Consider the following 24,916-nt stretch of genomic DNA (forward strand, 5'->3'; position numbering starts at 1 on the left):
GACATACTTATTATGCAAAACACTAACATAGCACCAGTTGTTACAACTGAATTTGAAAAAGAGGTGCACGCTGGTTTAACCGACTACCCGAAACATTTATCATCAAAATATTTTTACGATAAAAAGGGTGATAAACTTTTTCAAGATATTATGGCAATGCCAACATATTACCTAACCGATTGTGAATATGAAATTCTTAAAAACAACAAAGAGAAAATTACAGAATTGTTCGCTAATTCAGGTACATTCGATTTAATAGAGTTAGGTGCGGGTGACGGTAAAAAAACAAAAATATTGCTGAAAGAATTTAGTGATAAAAATATTGATTTTACATACGTACCTATTGACATCAGTGAAAACGCCCTTAATCAACTTCACAATTCTTGTAAAAAAGAATTACCCAAAGTAAACGTTCTACCCATTCAAGGAACTTATTTTGAGGCTTTAAAAGAAATAAAACATAGAAAGAACAGAAAAGTTATTTTATTCTTAGGTTCAAACATTGGTAATCTTGAACACGATCAAGCCGTAGGTTTCATGAAAAAAATTCAACAGCTCATGCAACCGAATGACTTGCTCCTAATAGGCTTCGACCAAAAGAAAAATCCAAAAACCATACTAGACGCTTATAACGATCAAGAAGGTGTAACCGCAGCATTCAACAAAAATATTCTTGCTAGAATAAATACAGAATTAGATGGTAATTTTGATTTAAGTCAGTTTTTACACTGGGAAGTTTATAATCCAGAAACCGGATCGGCAAAAAGCTATTTGGTTTCTAAAATTGAGCAAAACATCAGAATTGAAGCCCTAGACCTAACGATTAAATTTAAGCAATGGGAAACCATACACACAGAAATATCCCAAAAATATGACGACCAAATTATCAACTGGCTCGCCAAAGAATCAGGTTTAAAAATGACCACTGACTATCAATCTACAGAATATGGATACAAAAATTGTGTTTTCAAAAAAGCATAAAACTACATAATCATTAAACAGCATATAAAAAGCCTGCTATTATAAATAACAGGTTTTTTTTTACTAGAATTTTTTCTCTACAATTCTAAAACTGCATTTTCAGAACCTGCATAATCGTTCCATTGGTAACGATCAGCTTCACTTTCGTTTATATATTCTCCATCAACAATGTATTTGAATTCATATGAACTCTCTTTTGGCAGATCAAAAGTACCCTTAAACAAACCATTCTTTTGTTTCTTCAACGCACTCTTTTTAGCATTCCAATTATTGAAATCGCCTACGACAGCTACCTTTTTTGCATTGTCTGCAGGTACTGTAAAAGTAACCTTACAGACTGGTTTTGTTTTTAAATATTTTTTTGCAATTGCCATGATAATAAATTTAATATTTAAAGCAAAACTAGCATAATAAACTACTCATTTCCAATGAGTAAGATATTTTTGTCAAATCCTTATTATTTACACCTTTTAGAAACCAAGAATGAAAAAAAATCCTACAAAATTACTTTATTAATAATCTATATTATTCTGCTTTTAAGATTTTTACTATCGCATCTATTTCAGCAATTGTATTATAAAAATGAAAGCTTAAACGCACACCATCACCTCGCTGTGCACAGAATACATCATTGTCTTTTAATTTTTGAAAAGTAGCTTCGTTTGCCTTGATATTAAAAATAGTACTATGCTTTTTTCTCCCTACTATCTGATCGGACAATAGACCTAATTTTTCAAATTCAGCCTTGGCCTTTACCGATAGCTTTTTATTATGCTCGGTAATTTTATCCATACCAATTCTCTGAAAAAATTCAATGGAAAACTTTAAACTACCAAAATTCAATGAGGGCAGATGACCAGGCTCAAATTGTTTTGCGAACCTAATTGCGTCCTTTTTTTCATAATTTCCATCAGCGGCGTTGAAACCAATAGAATTCAAACTGATTTTATCCTTAATTTCATCAGAGAACAACATAAAACCATTTCCATAGCCTGCCAATAGCCACTTATAGGCACTAGCACCCAATACATCGATACCCGAATTATCAAAATCAAAATTAGTACTACCACAGAACTGAGTGCCATCGGCTATAATTACAAGTTCTGGAAATTGCTTTTTTAAATCTTTTAGAAAATCAAGTTCTATAGCAAAACCATCTAGCCACTGTACAAGACTAAATGCCAAAACATCAATCTTTGAACTCTTGACCACTTCAAGAATTTGCTGTTCTAACTTTACGGACGTTGGAACATAAGTTATGTTAAATCCCCTTTTTTCAAAACTCCAATTTAGGGAAGGGTAATCATTTTCTATAAGCAACACTTTGTTCTCAATTTCTAAGCCTTCTAAAAAAACATTGATTCCCGAAGAAAAATTACTGACCAAGGCTACGTTTTCTCGTTTACAATTAAAAAAACTGCCAACCGCAGAACGTGTTTCTGAAATGACCTTTAAAGATTTCTCACGCATATCACTACCATACAGCAAAAAATCTAAATCATGTTCTTGTCGCCAATCTAACAAAGAATCATATAATGGTCCGTACACTGCTGTATTCGCATAAATTCCTTTTCTTAAAACGGGAAATTCTTTTCTAATTTTTTCCATGGGTTATAGGGTATAATACAATTCATGTATCTTTATATCAAAGATAGGAAGAGTATGTTTTCTAGAAATAAAAACACCTCCAAATTAGATTTAGAGCAACATGAGCTTTTAGAACATGCTCAAAAAAGAGTACGTCAAAAAAAGCGACTTTATACTCATTTCGTAATCTTTTTGGTAGGTAGTGTCTTTTTGGTACTGATAAATAAAATACTAAAATACGGGCAAGAATATAACTGGTTTGTTTGGGCAATTACTTTTTGGGGCTTTTTATTTGTCTTACATGTTTTCAATGTATTTATCACCAATAAATTTATGGGTAAGGATTGGGAACGTTCTCAACGTGAAAAACTAGTGGAAAAACAAAAACAACGTATCTCTAAAATGGAAAAGGAAATTGAAGAAGAAATGCCACTTCCTACAGCTTTGGAAATTGAACCTAAAAAAAAATTGCATTGAGAACACTTATAATGATTGCTGCAGCAGCAGAAAACAATGCCTTGGGCAAAGACAATGATTTACTTTGGCATTTGCCAGACGACTTTAAACGTTTTAAAAAATTAACTTCTGGCCACAAAATAATTATGGGTAGAAAAACGTATGAAAGTTTCCCTAAACCATTACCCAATAGAACCCACATCATTATAACAAGAGACAAAGAGTACTGCACTGAATATAACGAATGTATTGTAGTTCATTCCTTAGATGAGGCTATTGATCTTGTAAAAAATGAAATTGCCTTTATCATTGGTGGCGGAGAAATCTATAAACAGGGCGAAAAGAAATCTGATAAAATAGAGCTAACACGTGTACATGGTGTTTTTGAAGATGCAGATACATTCTTTCCAGAAATTGATGAAGATTACTGGATGTTGACCACACAGGAATTTCACCCTGTAGACGAAAAACACGACCTTTCTTTTACATATTTAACCTATGTAAAAAAGGATGACGCCCTTAAAAATCTCTAGAGAGTACAGAATATACTGCGTCTGATTTTTTTAAAATTTTTGAAAGTACCTCTTCATCTCCATTAGTATAAAATTGATGAGAACCTTTTTTTGTAGCTGTTGTTCGCAAGTCATTATTTTCTAAAACAGATTTGGTTTGCCTAGCAACAGCTTCACCAGAATCTATAACAGTAACGTGTTCTGGCAACATTTTTCTCAAAAGAGGAATTAGATACGGGTAATGCGTACAGCCCAAGACAAGGTAATCCATACCTTGATCCAGCATTGGCTTAATATAACTTTCTAAAAGAAGATAAAGCTCTGTACTTTCCAAATGGCCATTTTCGATCATTTCAACTAACCCCGTGCCTCTTTGTTCAATAACGGTAATGCCCGCTGCATGGTTTTTTGAGGTGCTATGAAATAAACTGCTAGACAAAGTTCCTTTAGTGGCCAAGATTCCAATAATATTAGACTTGGTATTAATGGCTGCTGGTTTTATCGCAGGTTCGATGCCAATAAATGGTACATGGTAGTTTGTTCTTAAATAGGATATGGCATTTGTCGTTGCCGTATTACAGGCAACGACAATTAGCTTACTATCTTTGTTCAATAAGTATTCTGTATTTTTGATGCTAAGCTCTAAAATACGCTCCTCAGATTTCTCGCCGTATGGAGCATTCTTGCTATCTGCCAAATAAATACAACTTTCATGTGGCAAAAGTTCTTGAATTTCACCCCAAATAGATGTTCCTCCGATTCCCGAGTCAAAAATACCTATACGCCTATCATCCATATTATTTTAATACCTCAGTTATAGGCTTTCCAGTAGTTCCATTTGGAAAAGAAATACCTAACAATGCCGATATTGTAGGAGCAATATCAGGAATTTCTGTTCTATTAATCGTTGAACCTGCTTTTACCCCCTTACCATAAAACAATAATGGGGCATGTGTATCATAAATTTGAGGCGACCCATGTGTAGACCCCGTTGAGCTATAAGAAATATATCCTGGCTTTAAAACTATCAATACGTCACCGGATCTTTTTTGATTGTAACCATTTTGTAAAATATACGGTATACCAGATGTATAGTTATTACTCCACATTTGATTCGCAGTATACACTCTATCAATAGCATCATAACCCAATACCTCTTGAGCAATTTCAACTTGCACCTCTGCCAAGCTAAGATCTAGATTCTTTACAATTTTATGATCTAAAAATATTTGATCATTAGAGTAATTTTTAACTATATCTACTGTGCCATATTTATACTGCAAAAATTCGTTTAACCTCTTTTTGTTCGCAGCTGTATCAACATAACCAGATGGTATTTTTTCACTTTTTAAATAAGTAGGTACCTCAACAGCACCATGATCCGCAGTTAAGAACAGTGTGTACTCCCCTTCTCCCACATTTTTATCCAAGGCTTTGAACAATCTAGCAATATCTTCATCTAGCCTTAAGTAGGTGTCTTGAATTTCTTTAGAATTAACACCAAACATATGTCCAACATAATCGGTGCTTGAAAAACTTACAGCTAAAAAATCGGTGATATCATCTGTGCCCAATCTTTCTTGTTTTAATGCCTCAATAGCAAAATCTGTAGTCAATGAATTTCCAAATGGTGTTGCTTTGATAATATCAAAACTTTTGGTCTTATCTAACAGCTCAGCCGGTTTGTGAGGAAATGAAGTAGCGTTTTCTCCATCAAATTTACCTTCAAATAGGTTGTTATCGGTTCCGCTTTCCTTATACTCACTAATATCCCTTAAGGTATTCCATTCTCTTTTATATGATTGTGCCTTACCAGATGCATTAAAATCACTTACCCATTTAGGCAATTGATCCATATAAAATGTGCTTGTTATCCATTTACCTTCATCGGCTCCATGAAACCAATATGCTGCGTTGGCAGTATGTCCACCAGGTAATACCGCACCCCTATCTTTTAATGCAATAGCTATTGTTTTCCCTTGCATTTGCGTATGTAATCGTAATTCATCCGTTATGGTGGTCACCGTCATTCTATGTGGAGACATTTTACCCGCATTTGCAGTTGTCCCTACAGATGAGTATGTATCATCACTAGCACAATATACGCTTGTATCGGTTTCTTTATCATACCAATTATTTCCAATTATACCATGTACAGATGGTGATGTACCGGTATATACAGAGGTGTGCCCAGGACCTGTACTTGTAGGTGCATAATTAAAATGATTGTTTTTGCAATTGAAACCTTCTTCAACCAATCTTTTAAATCCGTCATCGCTAAATTGATCATAAAAGCGTGTTAGGTAATCATATCGCATTTGATCCACCACTACGCCTACAACTAATTTAGGTTTCACCCTTAACAAATCATCACTTACATTGTCTTTATTCTTCTTTTGTGCGGTTAAGCCGCTCGCTACCAATAAGGTTCCGACAAATAAGGAAGTAATAAAATATTTTTTCATTTTCATTCGTGTTAGATTGAAGCACAAATGTAAATAATTTACCTCTTTAAAGATTAAACCGAGGTTAAATCAGGTCCTTTATTGTTATTTTTACGGTAAGATTTTTATTTTTAATAAATGAACTATTTAGCATCTGTAGGAAGCTATGCCATTATGATCCGTGAGGTTTTTAAAAAGCCTACGAAATGGAGAATAATGAGGTCTCTTATATTCAAGGAAATAGATGAACTAATTTTTAGCTCTTTAGGTATCATCATATTTATTTCCTTTTTTATTGGTGCCGTTGTAGCCATACAAACAGCACTTAATCTTACCAACCCATTAATACCACGAAATTTAATTGGTTTCGCTACAAGGCAATCGGTTATTTTAGAATTTGCCCCAACTTTTGTTTCCATAATTATGGCCGGTAAGGTGGGATCATATATTACCTCAAGTATTGGTACAATGCGGGTAACAGAGCAGATAGATGCTTTAGAAGTTATGGGTGTTAATTCTTTGAACTACTTAGTTTTTCCAAAAATAATTGCAATGTTATTTTACCCTTTTGCCATTGCAATTTCAATGTACGTTGGAATTTTCGGTGGATGGATGGCAGGTGTTTTTGGTGGATTCTTAACTAGCGAAGATTTTAATACGGGATTACAATCGGACTTTGTTCCATTTCACATAGCATATGCATTTGTCAAAACCTTAATTTTTGCTTTTGTTATTGCCACCGTACCTTCATTTCATGGTTTTTATATGAAGGGTGGAGCATTGGAAGTAGGTAAAGCAAGTACTACATCGTTCGTATGGACGAGTGTTGTAATCATCATTTTAAACTACATATTAACCCAACTTTTATTAGGATAATGATAGACGTACAAAACATACACAAATCTTTTGGCGATGCTCATATCCTTAAAGGTATTTCTACCACTTTTGAGAAAGGAAAAACCAATTTGATCATTGGTCAGAGTGGTTCTGGTAAAACGGTATTTTTAAAATGTCTCTTAGGTCTTTTCGAGCCCGAAGAAGGTGGTATAGCTTACGATGGAAAATTATATGCAGATCATACCGATGACGAAAAGCGCGATTTACGTCAAGAAATGGGTATGGTTTTTCAAGGCAGTGCTCTATTTGATAGTATGACGGTTGAAGGTAATGTAATGTTTCCTTTAGAGATGTTTACGAATCAGTCGAAGTCTGAAATGCAAGAAAGGGTAAATACGGTTTTAAAAAGAGTAAACCTGGTAGATGCACATCACAAATTCCCCTCAGAAATATCTGGTGGTATGCAAAAGCGTGTAGCTATAGCCCGTGCAATTGTAATGAATCCGAAATATCTTTTTTGTGACGAACCTAATTCTGGTCTTGATCCCAAAACTGCTATTCTTATAGATAACTTAATTAAAGAAATTACCGAAGAATATAATATCACAACCGTAATCAATACGCATGATATGAATTCGGTTATGCAAATTGGCGAGAAGATTATTTTCTTAAAAGACGGACTTCTAGAATGGGAAGGCACTAAAAATGAAATTTTTAAGACTGATAATGAATCTGTTACCAATTTTGTATACTCATCTGACCTCTTTAAAAAGGTACGTCAAATGTACATTCAAGAACAAAACTAATCTTTGGGCATTTCCTTTATCTGAATATTCTTATTATTCAACCTAAGTCTTAACCATTCTTGAAGTTTAGACATATCCTTAACCGTTTCTGCTCTTTTAGCTTCTTTTTTCCAAGTAACTTCGAACAAAGGAATACTATCCGTTTTCGTGAAATCTGTCGAAATTAAATAAGCATAACCCAATCGCTCTAAATTCTCGTAATTTGTCTTAGCCTCAAGACTAATTTCCTTGAAAGGAATTTGATTAGAAGATATCTGATTTAAACGCATCAGTTCATTTTCTAAAAGCTGTATTTTCTCATCCTTACTGGTTAAAATACTTTTCTGAGACTCGTACAACTCGTTTACATACTTAAGTTCATTCGCTTCTTCACTTCTAGAACCTTGCACTACAGCAAGCTCAACATCTGAAAGTTGTTTATATTCAGACATCTGATTTCGCCAAGTAGCGATTACATTATCAGGTATCCCATCATTCCCCATAAAAAATAACTCGATTTTTGAGTTACCCTCATCATTATAGACTACCTCACTAAAATCTTTTAAGAATTTACCTTCGCCAGCAAACTGATAAGGCTCAATTTTTTCAGTGATGAAGGCTTCTGCATCCCTATTGAACAATGACTTTTTAAATACATTATAAAACGTAAAACCTGCAGGTATCATCACCAATATTGCCAATAAGGAGGCTAACCTAGCTATTAATTTTCTTCGCTGCGAGTTAACATAGCGCACCATGGGAAAACGTAAAAGTTTTATGACCAAAAAGGTTGCCAATGCTATAAAAATTGTATTGATAATAAAGAGGTACATTGCACCAGATGCATAACCCCAATTACCAATAGCCAAACCAAAACCAACCGTACATAATGGCGGCATTAAGGCCGTGGCAATAGCCACACCAAAAATTACACTCGCAATAGTACCTTTTTTTGCACGTGCGATCACCAGTGCCAAACCACCAAAGAAAGCGATCAACACATCTCTAATATCTGGTTCAGTTCTCGCTAAAAGTTCTGAAGACTCATCCCTTAAAGGGAAAAAACGATAAAATAAATAAGCTGTTATAACACTCAGAACCACCATTACGGCAAAGTTCTTTAATGATCTTTTTAAGGTATCGATATCATTAATTGCAACGGACATTCCTATTCCTAAAATAGGACCCATAAGTGGTGATATTAACATGGCACCGATGACAACGGCAGTAGAGTTGGCATTTAAACCTATAGATGCAATAAATATAGAACAGATCAAAATCCAAGATGTGTGCCCCTTAAATGGTATATCGGCAATAATAGCTTCCTTTGTTGCCTGCTGATCGGTGTTGGTTCTAATATCCAACAACTCAGAAAGGAACTTTTTTACACTACCTAAAAGACCTTGAAAGTCTTTTTTCACTTCATCACCTCCACCACCTTCGTTACTGGTTGGGGTAATATTATCTTGATTAAGATTGTTCTCCATATTTAAGCGAATTCATCACCGAAGGTATCTTTTACCTTATTTAAAACCTGTTTGATATCTTGTTCTTTTGTCTTAGGATAAATTAATAGAACTTCATCTTTATCAACTATAATATAATCATTTAGTCCGTCAACAACGACAACCTTTCCGGCTTTTGACCTGATCATATTTCCGCTAGCATCTTCTACCAGTACTTTCGAGTTGACAACCGCATTATTGTTTTCGTCTTTATCCAACTTATCATATAAAGAACCCCAAGTACCTAAATCATTCCAATCAAATGTAGCTTCTTTTACATAAATTGCTTCAGAGTTTTCTAAAATTGCATAATCAATAGAAATATTCTCTGCCTTAGGATAGTTCTCAGATATAAACTTCTTCTCGTCATCAGTATTATAGCACACTAAGCCGTCTCTAAACAATGCATATTGCTTAGGTTGAAAATTTTGAAATGCGTTCACTATAGTTTTGGCACTCCACATGAATATACCGGCATTCCATAGAAAATTGCCTTGTGCCAAAAAATCTTTTGCCGTTTCATAATCTGGCTTCTCCCTAAACTGATTTACTTTTTTTATAGGAGCCGTATCTTTCTTGTTGTATTCTATATAACCAAAACCTGTGTTTGGAAAAGATGGTTTTATACCCAAGGTACATAATACATCTTCGTTTTCACATTTTTTAAAACATGCCGTTACATCTTTGGCAAAAGCCTCTTCATCTTCGATCCAGTGGTCACTTGGAGCAACGATCATTACCGCATCTTCATTCATTTTCAGAATTTTCAATGCCGCATATAAAATACATGGTGCCGTATTTCTCATTGCAGGCTCAAGAACAACTTGTTCTTGTTTTACCATTGGCAACTGCTCTAAAACTAAATCATTATAACGCTCATTGGTAAGAATCAAAATATTTTCCGTAGGTACAAATTTATTCAACCTTTGAAAGGTTTTCTGTATAAGCGTATCACCTGTACCCAACATATCATGAAATTGTTTTGGGTTTTCACTTGTACTAATTGGCCAAAATCTAGATCCTACTCCTCCAGCCATTAAAACGGCGTAATAATTTTTATTCATGTCAGCTTTTTATTAATTCTACTTCTGCATTAGGTTGAAAAAGAAATACTCTTCCCGAAGATACCTCAATACACTCGTAACGCTTGGTTCGCTTATTACCTTTCTTAAAAAGTTTACCATTATAAATGCGAAAAACACATCCTATTGGTAATTCGTAAACGTAAGATTTATCTGATTGTTGTTCGTCGAACTGTTTTAAAGCTATTGATAAGCGTGCGTCTGTACTACTACTAGCTTTAGGGTTCTTAAAGTGATTTGCCAACAACGGCAATAATTGAGAAGGAAAAATCTCTGGACGGATAAATGGAAGCATCAAATATTGAAATGTTTTTTTCCATTCAACACCATGTGGCTTTATATTTCTACCATACTTCTCAAAAGCAATTAAGTGGGCAATCTCGTGTATTAAAGTAATTAAGAACCGATATTTATTTAATGAAGCATTAACCGTAATCTGATGTTTACCATCTTTTCTTCTTCTATAGTCTCCATGCCTTGTTACACGCTCGTTTACAATTTTTAAATGCACCTGACTATCCTTAATTAGTTCAAAACATGGACTAACCGCCAATTCTGGAAGATATTTAGCTAACGTTTGCTGCATTTTAAGGAGTACTACTGCTTACCTGCAAAATTTTACCATTATACATTTTTTGCCCTTTTAGAGCAAAATCCATTATATATTCCGCCATTTCTTTTGCACTGACCGGTGCTTTGTATCCCGGAAAAGCCTCTTCCAACATTTCTGTTTGAACCGCTCCTAAGGCGAGTGCATTAAATGAGGGACCAGACTCCTTAAATTCTTCAGCTAACAACTCGGTTAAAGTCAACACGGCCCCTTTACTAGAACTGTATGCCGAAAGCCCTGGGAATTTAGCGCTTCCTTGGATACCTCCCATAGAACTGATAGTAAGTACATGACCGTATTCATCCATAAACGGTACAATCAACTTCGTCATTGAAGCTACTCCAAATACATTTACATCATAAACCGATTTAAACTCATCTTCCGTAATTTCCAAAAATGGCTTGTTTATTAATATACCCGCATTGTTTATGAGGGCTATAACTTTTCCATTTTTATCCTTTAAATACTTGGAAACCTTTTCTCTATCTTCTGAAGAGGAAACATCAAATGGAAATGCTGTAATGTTTTTATGTGCAATACTTTTTATAGGCTCTTCATTTCTTGAAAGTGCCAACACGTTATAACCAGCGTCTGCCAATAATTTGCTTAATTCAAAGCCAATACCCCTACTTGTACCTGTAACAACAATAAATTTCATTAGTTATATTTAATTTCTTTTGAAGGAGCATTAATTATACCTTTCAACACAGGCTTAACCTCATTTATAATTTCTGACATAAAATTAAAATTGATCAATGATACTTCATCGCCTACTTTATGATATTCTCCAAAATTAGTAAAGTCAAACGAACTATATGTCTGAGAAGGTACATTGAACTCATCATGAAAAGGAGCATTATCAGAACGTCTAAATAGATTAAATTCTTTGGCTTTTGGCAAGAACCCCACTAAATTCTTTTGCGCATATTCATTGCTGATTTCAGCAAGATTAGACAGTTCATGCCCTGTTAAATATAGATTATGGTCTTTACCCACCATGGGCACACCGATCATTTCAAAATTTAGCATGGTATATAAATCAATATTCTTCGATTTTAATTTACTCGCTAAATGTTTTGACCCTAGCAAGCCCTTTTCTTCGGCAGAAAATAATGCAAAAATAATACTACGCTTATTGTTTCTTAACTTTCCGAAATATTTTGCAAATTCCAAAACTGCTGTAGTACCTGAAGCATTATCATTTGCGCCATTGGCAATAGTATCACTATTATCTCCACTAATCATTCCTATATGATCATAATGTGCACCTATAATAACAAACTCATTTTTTAAATCTGAATCTGATCCAGGCAAAAAGCCTACTATATTATAAGCTGCACCTCCACTATAGTTTTCTAAAGTATCCTTGTATGTCGAAAAGTATGGTTTAATATTGTTGTTTTCGAACACATTTTGAATAAAGTCGGCAGCTTTAGAAATACCTTCACTACCGGTATCTCTACCTTGCAAATCATCTGAAGTTAAAAACACCATCAATTGTTCAATATCTTCGGGGGTGGAATTCGCTACCACCGTAGATGTTACAGCACTTACACCACCGTTATCCTTTATTACTTCAGATTCTGACACTACAGCTCCTTTTAATCCTTTTGGGTTGGTAGGATTTAATACTGTTGATTGATCCACTTTTGAGCCTCCGCAAGCGAGCATCAAAATACCTAGAAATACAATTAGTATTTGTTTCATAACAATTTTTCGATTAAAATCTAAAGATAAAAAAAAGCATCCCGATGAAAGGATGCTTTTGATATACAATTTTAAAATCGTTTAACTACGCGAGCATAGTTACCGGATTTTCTACATAATATCTTAATGTCTGAAGGAATTGTGCTCCTACTGCACCATCAACCGTTCTGTGATCACAGGCAAGGGTCAACTTCATAGTGTTACCTACTACTATTTCTCCATTCTTAACAACTGGTTTTTCAACAATAGCACCAACTGAAAGAATTGCCGAATTTGGTTGATTGATAATACTAGTAAATTCAAGAATCCCGAACATCCCTAAATTAGAAACGGTAAATGTACTTCCTTCCATTTCTGATGGAGCAATCTTTTTGTTTCTAGCTTTACCAGCCAATTCTTTTACAGCTCCACCTATTTGAGTTAAACCTAACAAATCTGCATGCTTTACAACTGGTACTACCAAACCTTCATCTACAGCAACAGCTACACCCATATGAATATGCTTATGATACTTTGTTGTATCTCCATTCCATGAGGTATTAACCTGCGGATGCTTTTTAAGTGCCATTGCACAAGCCTTCAATACCATATCATTGAATGAAACCTTGGTATCTGGCAAACTATTGATCTGTGCTCTTGATGCTTTTGCATTATCCATATCCACCTCAATGGTAAGATAGAAATGTGGAGCGTTGAATTTAGAATTGCCCAATGCTTTGGCTATCGCCTTACGCATATTAGAATTCTTAACCTCTTCAGTACCTTCTTCACCAGATGGCAATGCCATAGATACAGGTTGAGAAGCTACCGCATTCTCGGCTTGTACATTTGCCGAAGCAGCAGGTGCTGCAGCTGCACTAGGCGTATAATTCTCTATATCCTTTTTGATGATTCTTCCATTATCTCCAGAACCGGAAACTTTGGCCAAATCTATACCTTTATCCGCCGCAATTTTCTTAGCCAAAGGAGAAGCAAAAATACGCTCACCATCGGCAACAGATTTAACAGCTTCTTTTTTATCGGTCGATTCAGAAGATTTAGACTCTTCTTTCTTAGCCTCGGCACTAGAACTTTTTTTACTTCCACCTGACTTGTTACTCAAAACAGCATCAACATCTGTTCCTTCAGGACCTATAACAGCTAAAACCGCATCTACAGGAGAAGACTCACCTTCTTGTATACCTATATATAACAATTTACCGGTATAGAAAGACTCAAATTCCATTGTAGCCTTATCCGTTTCAATTTCAGCAAGAATATCTCCTTCCTCAACGTCATCACCTACCTTCTTCAACCAACTAGCCACGGTACCTTCTTCCATGGTGTCACTTAAACGAGGCATTTTCACTATTTCAACACCTTCAGGTATTTCAGTTTCTCCAGAAGTTTCTTCTTCTTCAGATGAAACTTCCTCTTTAGCTGGTTCCTCAACTGATTCTGACGCAATATCTCCACCTAATATAGAAGAAATATCTTCACCTTCATCCCCAATAATTGCCAAAAGACTATCTACCGGAGCTGTATCTCCTTCTTGAATACCAATATGTAATAGAGTACCTTCATTGAAGGATTCAAACTCCATAGTTGCCTTATCAGTTTCAATTTCAGCTAATATATCTCCTTCTTCTATTTTATCTCCAACGCTTTTTAACCACTTAGCAACGGTACCCTCTTCCATGGTATCGCTCAAACGGGGCATATTTACTACTATTGCCATTTAATTATATTTTATGTTGAACAAATGGAAAATCCTCTTGTTCGTAAACCATATCATATAATTGGTTTACTGGTGGATAATCTGATTCTTCTGCAAACTGCTCACATTCCTTAACCAAAGATTTTACTTTTTTGTCAATTTCTTTGATTTCTGCGTCAGTAGCGTATTTATTTTCCTTAATAATATCCAATACCTGAGTAATCGGATCTATCTTTTTATACTCTTCAACCTCATCTTTAGTTCTATAATGTTGCGCATCTGACATAGAGTGACCTCTATACCTATACGTTTTCATTTCAAGAAAAGTAGGTCCGCCACCACTACGTGCTCTTTCAATAGCCTTACTCATTTCTTGCGCAACCGTAACTGGGTTCATACCATCAACAGGCCCACAAGGCATTTCATAACCCAAACCTAATTTCCAAATTTCGGTAGAGAATGAAGTTCTAGCAACCGAAGTACCCATTGCGTACCCATTATTTTCGCAAATAAAAACTACCGGTAATTGCCATAACATAGCAAGGTTAAACGTTTCATGCAAAGAACCTTGTCTAACAGCACCATCACCCATATAACATAAGGTAACATTATCTCTTCCGGCATACTTATCACCAAAAGCCATACCTGCACCTAATGGAATTTGACCTCCAACAATACCATGACCTCCGTGAAAACGATGTTCCTTTGAGAAAATATGCATAGATCCACCCATACCTTTAGAAGTACCGGTTACTTTACCATAAAGTTCTGCCATAACTTTTTTAGGGTCTACACCCATACCAATTGGCTGAACATGGTTTCTATATGCAGTTATCATACGGTCTTTGGTTAGATCCATTGCATGAAGAGCACCAGCTAAAACTGCCTCTTGCCCATTATACAAATGCAAAAATCCTCTTACCTTCTGCTGTATGTATACAGCAGCCAATTTATCCTCAAATTTCCTCCAAAACAGCATGTCTTCATACCATTTCAAATACGTTTCCTTGGTGATTTTTTCCATCAATTTTAACTAAAGGTTTAAATTTCTTTAAAGATTACATTTGTAGCACTACACATGTATCCAAGAAAAGCAAAAATACACATATAAATGAATCGATAAAAATTAAAGAAGCAATTCCATTAAGAAATTACATGCTTAACAAATAAAGCATATAACGTGTATAATTTCAATACTTTTTTAAGGTTTTTTCAATTAAGAAACGAGCTATTGAACCCTAATGGTAGTAAATCTGCCAAAGAATTACATTCAATGATACTACCCGTTTCACCCATCATTAAAATTTTTATAGATGCCCCTTGCTTAAATTCATATTCCGATATCGCTTGTCTACAATTTCCACAAGGCGCTGCGGGTTCGTTAACCTCATGATTTAAAGAAGCAGCAGTTATGGCTATGGCTTTTATTTTTGCCCCAGGATAATTAGCACCGGCATAAAAAATCGCTACCCTTTCAGCACATAACCCAGAAGGATAAGAAGCATTTTCTTGATTATTACCTTCTACGACTTTCCCATTATCTAACAAAACAGAAGCTCCCACATTAAAACTTGAGTAAGGCGCATACGCCCTATGCCTAGCTTCTACAGCGGCGTTCATTAACTTTTGATCTTCTTCTTTTAAATCGTCAAAGGAGTCATATATAGTAATATCGAAGCTTATCTTCTTTTTGTTTACCATTTCTTTTTTATTTATGAATCTACATATATTAATTCAACTTAAAAATGTACCGCATAAAAAAACCTGCAAATTTGCAGGTTTTTTTATTAGTCATTCTTTAAATCTTAATCATTATAATACTCTTCACCTAAATTAAAGGTAAGAGAAAAACGAAGTGTATTTTCTAAAGGGTTACGTACCTGAGACGTTGAAAACAAATAAGATAGATCTACTTGAGCCGCCTTAAATTTGAATCCCGCACCAAGTGTGAAGAATTTTCTAGAACCTTTTTCTTCACTCTCATTGAAATAGCCGGTTCTTATCATAAACGCATCTTGGTAAACATACTCAGCCCCTAATGCCCAAGTAAACTCTTTTAACTCTTCGCTAAAACCATCTGGAGCATCGGAAAAGGAATTAAATATTCCACTAAATCCACTTTCATTTTGATAAATGTCGTTATCCGCAGCATCAACATCACCATCACCATCAAAATCTTGTGGGGTTGGCACTAGCAATTTCGTAAACTCCGTTGTAATACCTATTACATTATCTTGATCCAAGATGAAATCAAAACCACCACCAACACTTAATTTACTAGGTAAAAAGTTTTCTTGACCGCCTTCATCATATTGAATTTTACCTCCAATATTAGAAAGGTTAAAACCTGCTCTCCACCTACCATCAAAATTATTATAAGCAATCTCTCTAGACCTGTAAAAACCAGCTACGTCCACAGCAAAGGAGCCTGCCGCTTGAGAATCCTCTGACCCATTTTGTGGTAATTTTAAATTAGATCTTATGTATCTACCACCAACAGCCATAGAGAAAGTAGGACTTAATTTCAATGAATATGAACCATCTAATGCAAGTTCATTAGGCTTTGCTATAGTTCCCGGATCATTTGCAAACTGTCGTAATTCTATTTCACCTAATGTAAAATATCGCAAACTGACCGCAAAGGCACTTTGTTCGTTTATTTTATTGTAAAAACTTGCATTCAGCAAGGAAATATCTGTAATAATACTCTCCAAATAAGGAGTATAACTTACCCCAATACCAATTTTTTGCTCAGCAAAGGCAAACTTTGCCGGGTTCCATTGTTGAGAAAAAGCATCTGTAGAAGTTGCTACACCCATATCGCCCATACCAGCAGACCTAGCATCTGCAGCTATTGTTAGAAATGGTACCGCCGTAGTTATTACACGTTGGTCATCTTGTGCAAACACCTTACCGATAATCAATACAAAGAAAACTAATGAAATTTTTCTCATCTTAGAATTGTTCTTTTAATTTATAAAGTTGAAATATAGGAATAACCCTATTTCCTACTCTAATATTTTACATGTAAACGCACATTTTCCCGTTATCTTGCATGAACGTTAAGTTTTTTATAAGATTTTATTTTCCATGCTATATTTTATTGAGCTTAGCATTTGATTCAATTTGAATTACAGTACTTATCATCACTTTCCAAAAGTTTTATTTAAAACCATACTATTTGACCAAATTAAGCGTTTAACCTTTAAAGCGAGCTTAATTTTGCAGGCTGTTCTTTTTGAGATTTTCAAAATTATTTTTAATTATAAAATAATCTCATGAAAACACCGTTCTATTGAGCGAAAGTGACAAACAAATTAAAAGAAATTACAGTATCATATTAATTAGGAACCAAACTACTGGTTAATATGACAATTGAACTCAAGTCCTAATTATGAAAAAACATTTAGTAAAAGTTGTACTCTCATGCACGGTTATAGTAGGAGGCTTTACAGTAAGCAGCTGTTCAAAATCTTCATCTTCTTCTAAAAATACCTCTAGAGCTACAGGTTGGAAAATAAATGCCAAGGAAGGTGGTTTTCAATATAATACCGATTTTAAAGAGCAAGAAACTGCTCCTGGATTAGTATTTGTTGAAGGAGGAACGTTTACCAAAGGTAAGGTTCAAGATGACGTTATGCATGACTGGAACAATACACCTACTTCTCAACATGTTCAGTCTTTTTATATGGACGAGACAGAGGTAACCAATGTAATGTACTTGGAATACCTTGACTATTTAAAAAGTGTATACCCACCTGAAAATCCTAAATACACCAACATTTACGTAGGTGCATTGCCAGATACTTTGGTTTGGAGAAACAGATTAGGTTTTAATGAAACCATGACAAACAACTACCTTAGACATCCTGCATATGCAGAATACCCAGTAGTTGGAGTAAACTGGATTCAAGCTACACAATTTGCCGAATGGAGAACAGATCGTGTAAACGAAGTTATGTTAGAAAGAGAGGGTTATTTGTCTGAAGATGCAAAATACCAAGCTGCTACCGGCGAAGTACAAGGTACCTTTAGTACAGAGGCTTACTTAAACAGACCTGAATCGGTATACAATGGTCAAATAGATTCATTACAGGGTAAAAAGAAAAAAGATAGTGTTTCTACTTTTGCAAAAAGAAGCAGTGGTATCATTATGCCAGAATATAGATTACCTACCGAAACAGAATGGGAGTATGCTGCTCAAGCTCAAGTTGGACAGAGAGAATACAACAACTACAGAGGTAGAAAAAAATATCCTTGGGAAGGTGATTATACCCGTAACGGACAACGTGTAGGTCGCGGAGATCAATTAGCCAACTTTAAGCAAGGAAAAGGTGATTACGGCGGAATTGCTGGATGGTCTGATGATGGTGCCGATATTACTGCCGAAGTTATGTCATACAAGCCAAATGATTTAGGTCTTTACGACATGGCAGGTAACGTTGCCGAATGGGTAGCTGATGTTTATCGTCCAATAGTTGATGATGAAGTAAGTGATTTCAACTATTATAGAGGAAATATTTACATGAAGAGCGCCATAGGCGAAGATGGCAAAGTCAACATTTTAAGAGATTCAATTGTCTATGATACTTTACCTAATGGAAAAGTAGTAGCCGTAAACTTGCCAGGAGAAATAAAAATGGTTCCTGTAGATGAAGAAGAAACTTATTTAAGAACTAATTTCTCTTCAAGTGATAACCGAGGTTATAGAGATGGTGATGCAGGCTCTTCAAGGTTCTACGATAGATTTAGCGATGAAGAAGAAGATACTAAAGACAAAATGTACAACTCTCCAAAACACTCAGTTGAAAGAGATTCTTTAGGAAATCTAATAAAAGGTTACGATTCATCTAACAACAGAACCACTTTGATCAACGATGAAGTTAGAGTTTACAAAGGTGGCTCGTGGAGAGACAGAGCATACTGGTTAGATCCTGCACAAAGAAGATATTTACCGCAGTACATGGCTACGGATTATATAGGGTTTAGATGTGCAATGTCTAGAGTTGGCTCTAAGTCGAAAACAAAAAACAAAACAGTTAGAGGTAAAAAAGCCAAATAATTTTTATCTATACGAACTAAAAAAAGCCCTTTTCTTAAAGGGCTTTTTTTTATCTTCGATTTTATGAAAATTCAAGATTTACATTCTGCTTTCTTAGCAAACCCTTCTATAAGTACAGACACAAGAAAGATTAAAGAAAACGACATATTCTTTGCATTAAAAGGAGAGAATTTTAATGGTAACACCTATGCTAAAAAAGCCCTTGACAGCGGAGCTAGCTTAGTTATTATAGATGAAGAAAAATACTTTATTGATGAGAGAACTATACTAGTAGATGATGTTTTAACGGCATTGCAACAATTAGCAAATTTTCACAGAAAACAATCTAAAGCTCGGGTTATAAGCCTTACCGGAAGCAATGGAAAAACCACTACAAAAGAATTAATAAACGTTGTACTAAGCACCTCATATAAAACCATAGCAACCAAAGGCAACTTAAACAACCACATTGGAGTGCCATTGACCTTACTGACCATTAAACCTGATACTGAAATCGCCATTGTCGAAATGGGTGCAAATCATTTAAAGGAAATTGAATTTTTATGTAAGATTGCTGAGCCAGATTTTGGTTACATTACAAATTTCGGAAAGGCACATTTAGAGGGGTTTGGAGGAGTTGAGGGAGTTATTAAAGGCAAAAGCGAACTATATAACTACCTGACCAATAACAACAAATCAATTTTCTTAAATGCGGATGACCCTATTCAGTTAGAAAAACTAAGCAGCTACACCAAAAAGTACGGTTTTAGCACTATAAACCCTAAATACTACCATATAGAATTAATGAATGCGCAACCGTTCGTAAATCTTATGGTCGAAAAAGTAGAAATCAACACCAACCTCATCGGCGCCTATAATTTCACTAATTGTTGTGCCGCCGTAATCATTGGTAAATATTTTAATATTGAAGTACCAAGTATAAAACTTGCTCTTGAAAACTACACGCCAGACAACAACAGATCACAACTTATAAATAACAAAAGCCATTATATTATTTTAGACGCCTATAATGCCAACCCTTCAAGTATGAAAGTTGCCATTGAAAACTTCAATTCACTAGAAAAAACCAATAAAATTTTGATTTTAGGTGATATGTTTGAATTAGGAAATTCGGCGAAGGAAGAACATCAGGCTATTGTCGATCTAACGGAAAAATTAAATTTTGAAACAGTAATCCTGGTAGGCGAGAATTTTCATAAAACTTCAGCAAATTCACAACAAATGAAATCCTTTAATGAATTGAAGGCTTTTCTAAAAACCAATCCAATTAAAACTAACTCAACAATACTTATTAAAGGCTCTCGCGGCATGGCGCTTGAAAGAGTTTTGGAAATCATTTAATAGTGGGATATACTGGATTCGAACCGGTGACCTCTGCCCTGTCAAGGCAGCGCTCTAAACCAACTGAGCTAATATCCCAGAACATTTAAGTAACAGGAGCCCAAAGATAAGGTTATACCAAATTAATTTGAAGCGTTTAAAATTAATTTATTTGATTGTTCCTCCCTCTTTAGCTTAAAAGTAACCTAACAAAGCCACTATACCATTATAAGAAATAACACAAGAAAAGAATAAGGCTGCAAAAAGTCCGATGTTGAGCAAAATACCTGCTTTATACTCCGCCATAATTTTTCTATTATTGATCAATAAAATAATTCCTAATATTACCAATGGCAAGACAAAAACATTGAACACTTGGGAAAGTATTTGCATTTCTATCGGGTTTGCCCCGTACACAGGCACAATTAAAGCAAAAATACAAGCAATTGCCGTTATAATTCTAAACTGTTTTGAATTGGTATCTAATTCGCCAGACTGATAATCTGCAAGTAGTATTGGCGCAATCAATAAACATGGAAATATTGAAGAGAGACCTGCACTTAAAGTTCCAAAGAAAAATAATGTTAATGCAAATTTACCGGCAACTGGCTCAAGAGTATTCACCATATCCAAAACTTTGGTTACAGGTTGACCTTGATGAAATAAGGCTCCACAAGCAACAGCCATAACTGAAGCGCTAATAAAAAACACCAATGAAGCCGCTATTATTGCATCCTTTTTTTGTTGACTTCTATTTTTGATTGTCCATCCTTTACCCTTTACGAATAATGGTCTAGAGAGAAATGTAGCCGCAGCCATAGTTGTACCAACGAAAGCTGCAACCATCATTTGACCGCCTTCAACTTTTGGTATCGTAGGGATCAGTCCCTTTACCACCTCTACCGGTAAAGGATAAACCATAAAAAGAGAAATAATAAACGAAAGCCCCATTATGGTAACGAAAATGACCAATATTTTTTCAAAAAAAGCATATTTACCCACTAGTAGTAAGCAGTAAAATATTACTATTACTGCTATTGCAATGATTAAAACAGATTCATATTTTACTTCATCTAGCGAGGGAAAATAAATAAGGAAGATTTCATAAATTATATTAGCGGAAATACCTAAAATACCCATTAACGAATTCCATTGACCAAATGAAATACCAAGAATAATTAAGATTGCAATCAATTTTCCCCATTTTAAATGCTTTTTGAATGCGAACAATGCGGTTTCACCCGTTACCAAAGCAAAATTTCCATAGGCATACATTAACATACCAGAGAATAGGCAACTTAAAAGTAGCACCCATAATAATTGCATGCCATACGTACTACCCGCAACAATCATTGAGGTAACACTTCCTGTACCAATGGTATATCCAATGGCAAAAATACCAGGACCAAATGCCAAAACTAATGCTAATATTTTTTTCCAAACAGATGATTTAGGCATATGGTTTATTTGCAATCCACTTAAACTTAAGTATTAAGTTAAAATGTGATTATTTATATAATAAAGTGATTTTCAGCTACAATATTTTAATTCTATATATTATAGCAGTATTGATAAAGATTTTTGAAATGTACTTTCATTTTCTCTTTTGCTAATTGAGGATTTTGCTCCTTAATCGCATTAAATATATCTTGATGCTCCTGTATGCCTTTGAATGCCATATCTTTATCACATACATGATACTCCTCGAAATTGGTTAGAATTTCGGGGGTTATGATCAACATAAATGTATTCATCGTACTATTTCCGCTTGCCTTTGCTATAGCTAAATGAAACAACAAATCTTCTTGAACTGCATCCTCCCCATTTTCAACTTTCACCTTATAAGCATCCAAGGCATTTTTCATCAACTCCAAGTCATCATCGGTTCTTCTTCTTGCCGCTAAACGAACAGTTTTAAGTTCTAACAAGATTCTTGTCTCTACCAATGACTTAAAATCTGGCTCATCTAATCTTAAAATGTCGTTAACCATACCATTCATGGCAACTTGACCAATTTCTGCAACGAAAGTACCGCTCTGGGGTTTAGAAATTAGAATTCCGTAAAACTCCAACTTCTGTATAGCCTCACGAACACTACTTCTACTCACTCCAAATTTCTCGGACAGCGTTCTCTCAGACGGCAATTTATCACCTGGCTCAAGATTTTTATTATTCATTAAATCTCGGAGCTGCAGTATAATTTCTTTCTGTATTTTATTATTTTCTGTCTTTGTGAGGATTTCTAATTTCATTTATAACTTACTTTAAGAGAAAATCGTCAGTTATTCCGATACTATCAATATCAACTGAACCACCACCGGTTAAATTCTAATTTTAAAATTTACTGGCCTGAAAACAGACCAGTAAATTCATTTCAACAAATCTAACTCAAACAACTTTCTTTATTACTCTAGGGTAATTTTATCTTTCAAAATCAATGCGTTACTTCCAAATCATAATATTTAACATAAGCGAATGCATCATTGTCAACAGTTTGTAAATAATTACCAGCTTTGAAATAATTCTCAAACACGCCCCATTTTTCAATATGTATATCATTGTAAACTACCGATTCATTGTCATTTAATATGATTTCCATTCTACCTTCGGAAACAATAATCTCGACAGTAAATTGATTATTACCTATCTCTTCCGAAAATGTGTATCCCTCATTATCTTCCCAAGCATCAGTATGTAAAATCTCCTCATCAGAGGCGTTTACATCTTTAAGTTTCTTTGTAAGAACTCTGACCTTACCTTTTTGCCAATAAATTTTCAACATTGGGGGTGCATTATTATCATCTTCCCCAATCAAATCTCTCTGCTCATTGGTTAGTCTACCATGAATTTGCATCACCATAGTTCTATGAAAATCTCCTCCTGCATCTACTGAAATTTCTGGAACAGCCAAAGTCCCTTTCATACTACCGCCTTGTGCAAATGTCCAATTTGTACTATTACTTCCCGGATTTATTTGTTCCCTTAACTCTGTCCTTGAGTATGACGAATTGGTAGTAGATGAACCTGGTGATGTATAAAAAACCAAAGAACCGTCAGTAGAATCATTATACATATAAGGCAACAACATTTCATTGGTGGCGTAATCCAATATTTCTGGTGGATTAACCTCAGTAGGGCTACCAATTGGTAATGTCACCTTCCAATTGCTTAAATCTATATTCGGTAAAAAATAATCGACACCTTCCACTTGTTCTTCTTCCACAACCACTTCTTCTTCAGGCTCAGGAGTTTCCTCTACTTCCTCTTCAACTACTTCCTCTTCTTGAACAATCTCTTCTTCAACTGTTTCTGCATCATTACTGCAACTTAAAAAGTTAAATATCAATGCTATAGCCAAACAGTATTTTGCTATTGTTATCTTTTTATATTTTAAAATATTACCTGAAATCATATAATTCTAATTAATGCTTCACTTCAAGGTCATAAAAACTGACTTTAGCAAATGAACCTTCATCCCTACTTTGAAAGTAGTTACCTGCTTTAAAATAATTCTCAAACACTCCCCAACGTTTCATATTAAAATCATCGTACACGGCAAATTCGGTATTGTTCAACGAAACAACCATCTTACCATCCGTTACTTTTATTTCGATCTGAAACTTCCCAAATCCTACTTCTTGCTCAAAATTAAATCCTTCGTCATCTGTCCAAGCTTCCTCATGCAATATGCCTATACCATTAACATTAGAAAACTTTAGTTTTTTGGTCTTCACCCGTATTTTACCATTCTGCCAATAAATTTTTAATACCGGCGGGGCGTTATTATCTTTTTGACCTATTAGTTCTTTTTGTTCGTTGGTTAATCTTCCATGTATCTGTAAAATGATAACCTTATGGTACTTACCATTTTTATCTCGTGATACTTCATCTACCGAAAGTTTTGCCTTTAAGGTACCACCTTGTTTAAATGTCCAGTTTTCATCGTCATCACCAGGTACAATTTGTTCCCTAAGCTCTGATCTAGAATACTTAGTATTAGCTGTGGTAGCTCTGGTTGGGAAAGCATAAAACGTTAAAGCTCCTTTTGTAGAATCATTATACATGTAAGGCTTTAGGATATCATTTTTAGCATAATCCAAAATTTCTGGCGGCTCAACACTAATAGCACCTCCCTTGCCAGAACCCTCAGGAATAGTTACTTTCCAGTGAGATAAATCTATATCAGGGAGTTTAGTTTTTTTTCTTTTCTTGCTTTTCTTGCTCTTTAAACCCGATTCTGAAACGCTACTTTTCTTGTTTTGAGAAGTAGCGTTCACAGATAAGAACAGTAATAATAAACATACTAATATTCCTTTTCGGTTGTTATTCATC

The 24,916-nt window shown here is 34.9% G+C and carries 24 protein-coding genes and 1 tRNA gene; 7 read left to right on the top strand and 18 right to left on the bottom strand.

Annotation, left to right across the window (positions count from 1 at the left end; translation table 11 throughout):
• The first annotated feature begins 12 nt into the window (after nucleotides 1-12).
• The gene (gene egtD, locus EXIGUO8A_RS03520; protein ID WP_159301945.1) at nucleotides 13-981 is read left to right on the top strand and encodes an L-histidine N(alpha)-methyltransferase; all 969 of its coding nucleotides are present in this window, start codon (nucleotides 13-15) and stop codon (nucleotides 979-981) included.
• 77 nt (nucleotides 982-1,058) lie between these two features.
• Here the strand turns inward: egtD and EXIGUO8A_RS03525 are convergent, their stop codons facing one another.
• Together EXIGUO8A_RS03525 and EXIGUO8A_RS03530 are read right to left on the bottom strand one after the other, a co-directional pair.
• Nucleotides 1,059-1,355: an isoamylase early set domain-containing protein gene (locus EXIGUO8A_RS03525; protein ID WP_116772439.1), complete on the bottom strand. Its 297-nt coding sequence runs from the start codon at nucleotides 1,353-1,355 to the stop codon at nucleotides 1,059-1,061.
• 151 nt (nucleotides 1,356-1,506) lie between these two features.
• Nucleotides 1,507-2,589: an aminotransferase class V-fold PLP-dependent enzyme gene (locus tag EXIGUO8A_RS03530; protein WP_159301946.1), complete on the bottom strand. Its 1,083-nt coding sequence runs from the start codon at nucleotides 2,587-2,589 to the stop codon at nucleotides 1,507-1,509.
• A 54-nt stretch (nucleotides 2,590-2,643) separates the two neighbouring features.
• On the opposite strand from EXIGUO8A_RS03530, the gene EXIGUO8A_RS03535 reads away from it, so the two are divergent.
• Together EXIGUO8A_RS03535 and EXIGUO8A_RS03540 are read left to right on the top strand one after the other, a co-directional pair.
• Nucleotides 2,644-3,045, top strand: coding sequence for a 2TM domain-containing protein (locus EXIGUO8A_RS03535; protein ID WP_159301947.1), 402 nt, complete (start codon nucleotides 2,644-2,646; stop codon nucleotides 3,043-3,045).
• A gap of 11 nt (nucleotides 3,046-3,056) precedes the next feature.
• Nucleotides 3,057-3,557 carry a dihydrofolate reductase gene (locus EXIGUO8A_RS03540; protein ID WP_159304389.1) on the top strand — a complete coding sequence of 167 codons (501 nt, stop codon included), beginning with the start codon at nucleotides 3,057-3,059 and terminating at the stop codon, nucleotides 3,555-3,557.
• Here EXIGUO8A_RS03540 and murI read toward each other — a convergent pair.
• Together murI and pafA are read right to left on the bottom strand one after the other, a co-directional pair.
• Nucleotides 3,544-4,332 (bottom strand): glutamate racemase, encoded by a 789-nt coding sequence (gene murI, locus EXIGUO8A_RS03545; protein WP_159301948.1) that lies wholly within the window; start codon nucleotides 4,330-4,332, stop codon nucleotides 3,544-3,546. The genes EXIGUO8A_RS03540 and murI overlap by 14 nt on opposite strands.
• Before the next feature lies 1 nt (nucleotide 4,333).
• A complete protein-coding gene (gene pafA, locus EXIGUO8A_RS03550) occupies nucleotides 4,334-6,007 on the bottom strand; it encodes an alkaline phosphatase PafA (RefSeq protein ID WP_407658171.1) in 1,674 nt (557 codons plus the stop codon).
• Between the two features lie 111 nt (nucleotides 6,008-6,118).
• Here pafA and EXIGUO8A_RS03555 point away from each other — a divergent pair, with 111 nt between their 5' ends.
• A complete protein-coding gene (locus EXIGUO8A_RS03555; protein WP_159301950.1) occupies nucleotides 6,119-6,856 on the top strand; it encodes an MlaE family ABC transporter permease in 738 nt (245 codons plus the stop codon).
• Nucleotides 6,856-7,623, top strand: coding sequence for an ABC transporter ATP-binding protein (locus EXIGUO8A_RS03560; protein WP_116772433.1), 768 nt, complete (start codon nucleotides 6,856-6,858; stop codon nucleotides 7,621-7,623). The genes EXIGUO8A_RS03555 and EXIGUO8A_RS03560 overlap by 1 nt, the downstream gene beginning before the upstream one ends.
• On the opposite strand, the gene EXIGUO8A_RS03565 is transcribed toward EXIGUO8A_RS03560, so the two are convergent.
• From EXIGUO8A_RS03565 to porV, 9 genes are all read right to left on the bottom strand, one after another.
• Nucleotides 7,620-9,089 carry a DUF389 domain-containing protein gene (locus EXIGUO8A_RS03565; RefSeq protein WP_116772432.1) on the bottom strand — a complete coding sequence of 490 codons (1,470 nt, stop codon included), beginning with the start codon at nucleotides 9,087-9,089 and terminating at the stop codon, nucleotides 7,620-7,622. The genes EXIGUO8A_RS03560 and EXIGUO8A_RS03565 overlap by 4 nt on opposite strands.
• A 2-nt stretch (nucleotides 9,090-9,091) precedes the next feature.
• The gene (locus EXIGUO8A_RS03570; protein WP_159301951.1) at nucleotides 9,092-10,171 is read right to left on the bottom strand and encodes a mannose-1-phosphate guanylyltransferase; all 1,080 of its coding nucleotides are present in this window, start codon (nucleotides 10,169-10,171) and stop codon (nucleotides 9,092-9,094) included.
• Nucleotide 10,172: 1 nt separating this feature from the next.
• Entirely contained in the window at nucleotides 10,173-10,775 is a 603-nt protein-coding gene (locus EXIGUO8A_RS03575; protein WP_116772430.1) for a SprT-like domain-containing protein, read from the bottom strand.
• Between the two features lies 1 nt (nucleotide 10,776).
• Nucleotides 10,777-11,457 (bottom strand): SDR family NAD(P)-dependent oxidoreductase, encoded by a 681-nt coding sequence (locus EXIGUO8A_RS03580; RefSeq protein ID WP_159301952.1) that lies wholly within the window; start codon nucleotides 11,455-11,457, stop codon nucleotides 10,777-10,779.
• Nucleotides 11,457-12,506 (bottom strand): M28 family metallopeptidase, encoded by a 1,050-nt coding sequence (locus EXIGUO8A_RS03585; RefSeq protein WP_159301953.1) that lies wholly within the window; start codon nucleotides 12,504-12,506, stop codon nucleotides 11,457-11,459. The genes EXIGUO8A_RS03580 and EXIGUO8A_RS03585 overlap by 1 nt, the downstream gene beginning before the upstream one ends.
• A gap of 85 nt (nucleotides 12,507-12,591) precedes the next feature.
• Complete coding sequence (locus EXIGUO8A_RS03590; RefSeq protein WP_159301954.1) at nucleotides 12,592-14,223, bottom strand: pyruvate dehydrogenase complex dihydrolipoamide acetyltransferase; 1,632 nt, start codon at nucleotides 14,221-14,223, stop codon at nucleotides 12,592-12,594.
• A 4-nt stretch (nucleotides 14,224-14,227) separates the two neighbouring features.
• A complete protein-coding gene (pdhA, locus tag EXIGUO8A_RS03595; protein WP_159301955.1) occupies nucleotides 14,228-15,226 on the bottom strand; it encodes a pyruvate dehydrogenase (acetyl-transferring) E1 component subunit alpha in 999 nt (332 codons plus the stop codon).
• A 188-nt stretch (nucleotides 15,227-15,414) separates the two neighbouring features.
• Nucleotides 15,415-15,903 carry a cytidine deaminase gene (gene cdd / locus EXIGUO8A_RS03600; protein ID WP_159301956.1) on the bottom strand — a complete coding sequence of 163 codons (489 nt, stop codon included), beginning with the start codon at nucleotides 15,901-15,903 and terminating at the stop codon, nucleotides 15,415-15,417.
• 104 nt (nucleotides 15,904-16,007) lie between these two features.
• Nucleotides 16,008-17,156 carry a type IX secretion system outer membrane channel protein PorV gene (porV, locus tag EXIGUO8A_RS03605; protein WP_159301957.1) on the bottom strand — a complete coding sequence of 383 codons (1,149 nt, stop codon included), beginning with the start codon at nucleotides 17,154-17,156 and terminating at the stop codon, nucleotides 16,008-16,010.
• 440 nt (nucleotides 17,157-17,596) lie between these two features.
• On the opposite strand from porV, the gene gldJ reads away from it, so the two are divergent.
• Together gldJ and EXIGUO8A_RS03615 are read left to right on the top strand one after the other, a co-directional pair.
• Nucleotides 17,597-19,264 (top strand): gliding motility lipoprotein GldJ, encoded by a 1,668-nt coding sequence (gene gldJ, locus EXIGUO8A_RS03610; protein ID WP_116772423.1) that lies wholly within the window; start codon nucleotides 17,597-17,599, stop codon nucleotides 19,262-19,264.
• 63 nt (nucleotides 19,265-19,327) lie between these two features.
• The gene (locus EXIGUO8A_RS03615; RefSeq protein WP_159301958.1) at nucleotides 19,328-20,605 is read left to right on the top strand and encodes a UDP-N-acetylmuramoyl-tripeptide--D-alanyl-D-alanine ligase; all 1,278 of its coding nucleotides are present in this window, start codon (nucleotides 19,328-19,330) and stop codon (nucleotides 20,603-20,605) included.
• Nucleotides 20,606-20,608: 3 nt separating this feature from the next.
• Here the strand turns inward: EXIGUO8A_RS03615 and EXIGUO8A_RS03620 are convergent.
• The 5 genes from EXIGUO8A_RS03620 to EXIGUO8A_RS03640 all read right to left on the bottom strand — a co-directional run bounded on the left by EXIGUO8A_RS03620 (nucleotide 20,609) and on the right by EXIGUO8A_RS03640 (nucleotide 24,915).
• Nucleotides 20,609-20,683 (bottom strand) — tRNA-Val (locus EXIGUO8A_RS03620).
• Between the two features lie 96 nt (nucleotides 20,684-20,779).
• Nucleotides 20,780-22,042, bottom strand: a complete 1,263-nt coding sequence (locus EXIGUO8A_RS03625; RefSeq protein WP_159301959.1) for an Nramp family divalent metal transporter — start codon at nucleotides 22,040-22,042, stop codon at nucleotides 20,780-20,782.
• 92 nt (nucleotides 22,043-22,134) lie between these two features.
• Nucleotides 22,135-22,836 (bottom strand): FadR/GntR family transcriptional regulator, encoded by a 702-nt coding sequence (locus EXIGUO8A_RS03630; RefSeq protein WP_159301960.1) that lies wholly within the window; start codon nucleotides 22,834-22,836, stop codon nucleotides 22,135-22,137.
• A gap of 182 nt (nucleotides 22,837-23,018) precedes the next feature.
• A complete protein-coding gene (locus EXIGUO8A_RS03635) occupies nucleotides 23,019-23,996 on the bottom strand; it encodes a polysaccharide lyase family 7 protein (protein ID WP_159301961.1) in 978 nt (325 codons plus the stop codon).
• A gap of 10 nt (nucleotides 23,997-24,006) precedes the next feature.
• Nucleotides 24,007-24,915, bottom strand: coding sequence for a polysaccharide lyase family 7 protein (locus EXIGUO8A_RS03640; RefSeq protein WP_159301962.1), 909 nt, complete (start codon nucleotides 24,913-24,915; stop codon nucleotides 24,007-24,009).
• Nucleotide 24,916: the final 1 nt, after the last annotated feature.

It is taken from the genome of Maribacter litoralis (assembly GCF_902506355.1).
Taxonomy (GTDB): domain Bacteria; phylum Bacteroidota; class Bacteroidia; order Flavobacteriales; family Flavobacteriaceae; genus Maribacter; species Maribacter litoralis.

Excerpts from the sequence above, each read along its gene's own strand:
- egtD (WP_159301945.1), top strand. The coding sequence starts at position 13 with ATGCAAAACACTAACATAGCACCAGTTGTTACAACTGAATTTGAAAAA.
- EXIGUO8A_RS03525 (WP_116772439.1), bottom strand. The coding sequence starts at position 1,355 with ATGGCAATTGCAAAAAAATATTTAAAAACAAAACCAGTCTGTAAGGTT.
- EXIGUO8A_RS03530 (WP_159301946.1), bottom strand. The coding sequence starts at position 2,589 with ATGGAAAAAATTAGAAAAGAATTTCCCGTTTTAAGAAAAGGAATTTAT.
- EXIGUO8A_RS03535 (WP_159301947.1), top strand. The coding sequence starts at position 2,644 with ATGTTTTCTAGAAATAAAAACACCTCCAAATTAGATTTAGAGCAACAT.
- EXIGUO8A_RS03540 (WP_159304389.1), top strand. The coding sequence starts at position 3,057 with ATGATTGCTGCAGCAGCAGAAAACAATGCCTTGGGCAAAGACAATGAT.
- murI (WP_159301948.1), bottom strand. The coding sequence starts at position 4,332 with ATGGATGATAGGCGTATAGGTATTTTTGACTCGGGAATCGGAGGAACA.
- pafA (WP_407658171.1), bottom strand. The coding sequence starts at position 6,007 with ATGAAAATGAAAAAATATTTTATTACTTCCTTATTTGTCGGAACCTTA.
- EXIGUO8A_RS03555 (WP_159301950.1), top strand. The coding sequence starts at position 6,119 with ATGAACTATTTAGCATCTGTAGGAAGCTATGCCATTATGATCCGTGAG.
- EXIGUO8A_RS03560 (WP_116772433.1), top strand. The coding sequence starts at position 6,856 with ATGATAGACGTACAAAACATACACAAATCTTTTGGCGATGCTCATATC.
- EXIGUO8A_RS03565 (WP_116772432.1), bottom strand. The coding sequence starts at position 9,089 with ATGGAGAACAATCTTAATCAAGATAATATTACCCCAACCAGTAACGAA.
- EXIGUO8A_RS03570 (WP_159301951.1), bottom strand. The coding sequence starts at position 10,171 with ATGAATAAAAATTATTACGCCGTTTTAATGGCTGGAGGAGTAGGATCT.
- EXIGUO8A_RS03575 (WP_116772430.1), bottom strand. The coding sequence starts at position 10,775 with ATGCAGCAAACGTTAGCTAAATATCTTCCAGAATTGGCGGTTAGTCCA.
- EXIGUO8A_RS03580 (WP_159301952.1), bottom strand. The coding sequence starts at position 11,457 with ATGAAATTTATTGTTGTTACAGGTACAAGTAGGGGTATTGGCTTTGAA.
- EXIGUO8A_RS03585 (WP_159301953.1), bottom strand. The coding sequence starts at position 12,506 with ATGAAACAAATACTAATTGTATTTCTAGGTATTTTGATGCTCGCTTGC.
- EXIGUO8A_RS03590 (WP_159301954.1), bottom strand. The coding sequence starts at position 14,223 with ATGGCAATAGTAGTAAATATGCCCCGTTTGAGCGATACCATGGAAGAG.
- pdhA (WP_159301955.1), bottom strand. The coding sequence starts at position 15,226 with ATGGAAAAAATCACCAAGGAAACGTATTTGAAATGGTATGAAGACATG.
- cdd (WP_159301956.1), bottom strand. The coding sequence starts at position 15,903 with ATGGTAAACAAAAAGAAGATAAGCTTCGATATTACTATATATGACTCC.
- porV (WP_159301957.1), bottom strand. The coding sequence starts at position 17,156 with ATGAGAAAAATTTCATTAGTTTTCTTTGTATTGATTATCGGTAAGGTG.
- gldJ (WP_116772423.1), top strand. The coding sequence starts at position 17,597 with ATGAAAAAACATTTAGTAAAAGTTGTACTCTCATGCACGGTTATAGTA.
- EXIGUO8A_RS03615 (WP_159301958.1), top strand. The coding sequence starts at position 19,328 with ATGAAAATTCAAGATTTACATTCTGCTTTCTTAGCAAACCCTTCTATA.
- EXIGUO8A_RS03625 (WP_159301959.1), bottom strand. The coding sequence starts at position 22,042 with ATGCCTAAATCATCTGTTTGGAAAAAAATATTAGCATTAGTTTTGGCA.
- EXIGUO8A_RS03630 (WP_159301960.1), bottom strand. The coding sequence starts at position 22,836 with ATGAAATTAGAAATCCTCACAAAGACAGAAAATAATAAAATACAGAAA.
- EXIGUO8A_RS03635 (WP_159301961.1), bottom strand. The coding sequence starts at position 23,996 with ATGATTTCAGGTAATATTTTAAAATATAAAAAGATAACAATAGCAAAA.
- EXIGUO8A_RS03640 (WP_159301962.1), bottom strand. The coding sequence starts at position 24,915 with ATGAATAACAACCGAAAAGGAATATTAGTATGTTTATTATTACTGTTC.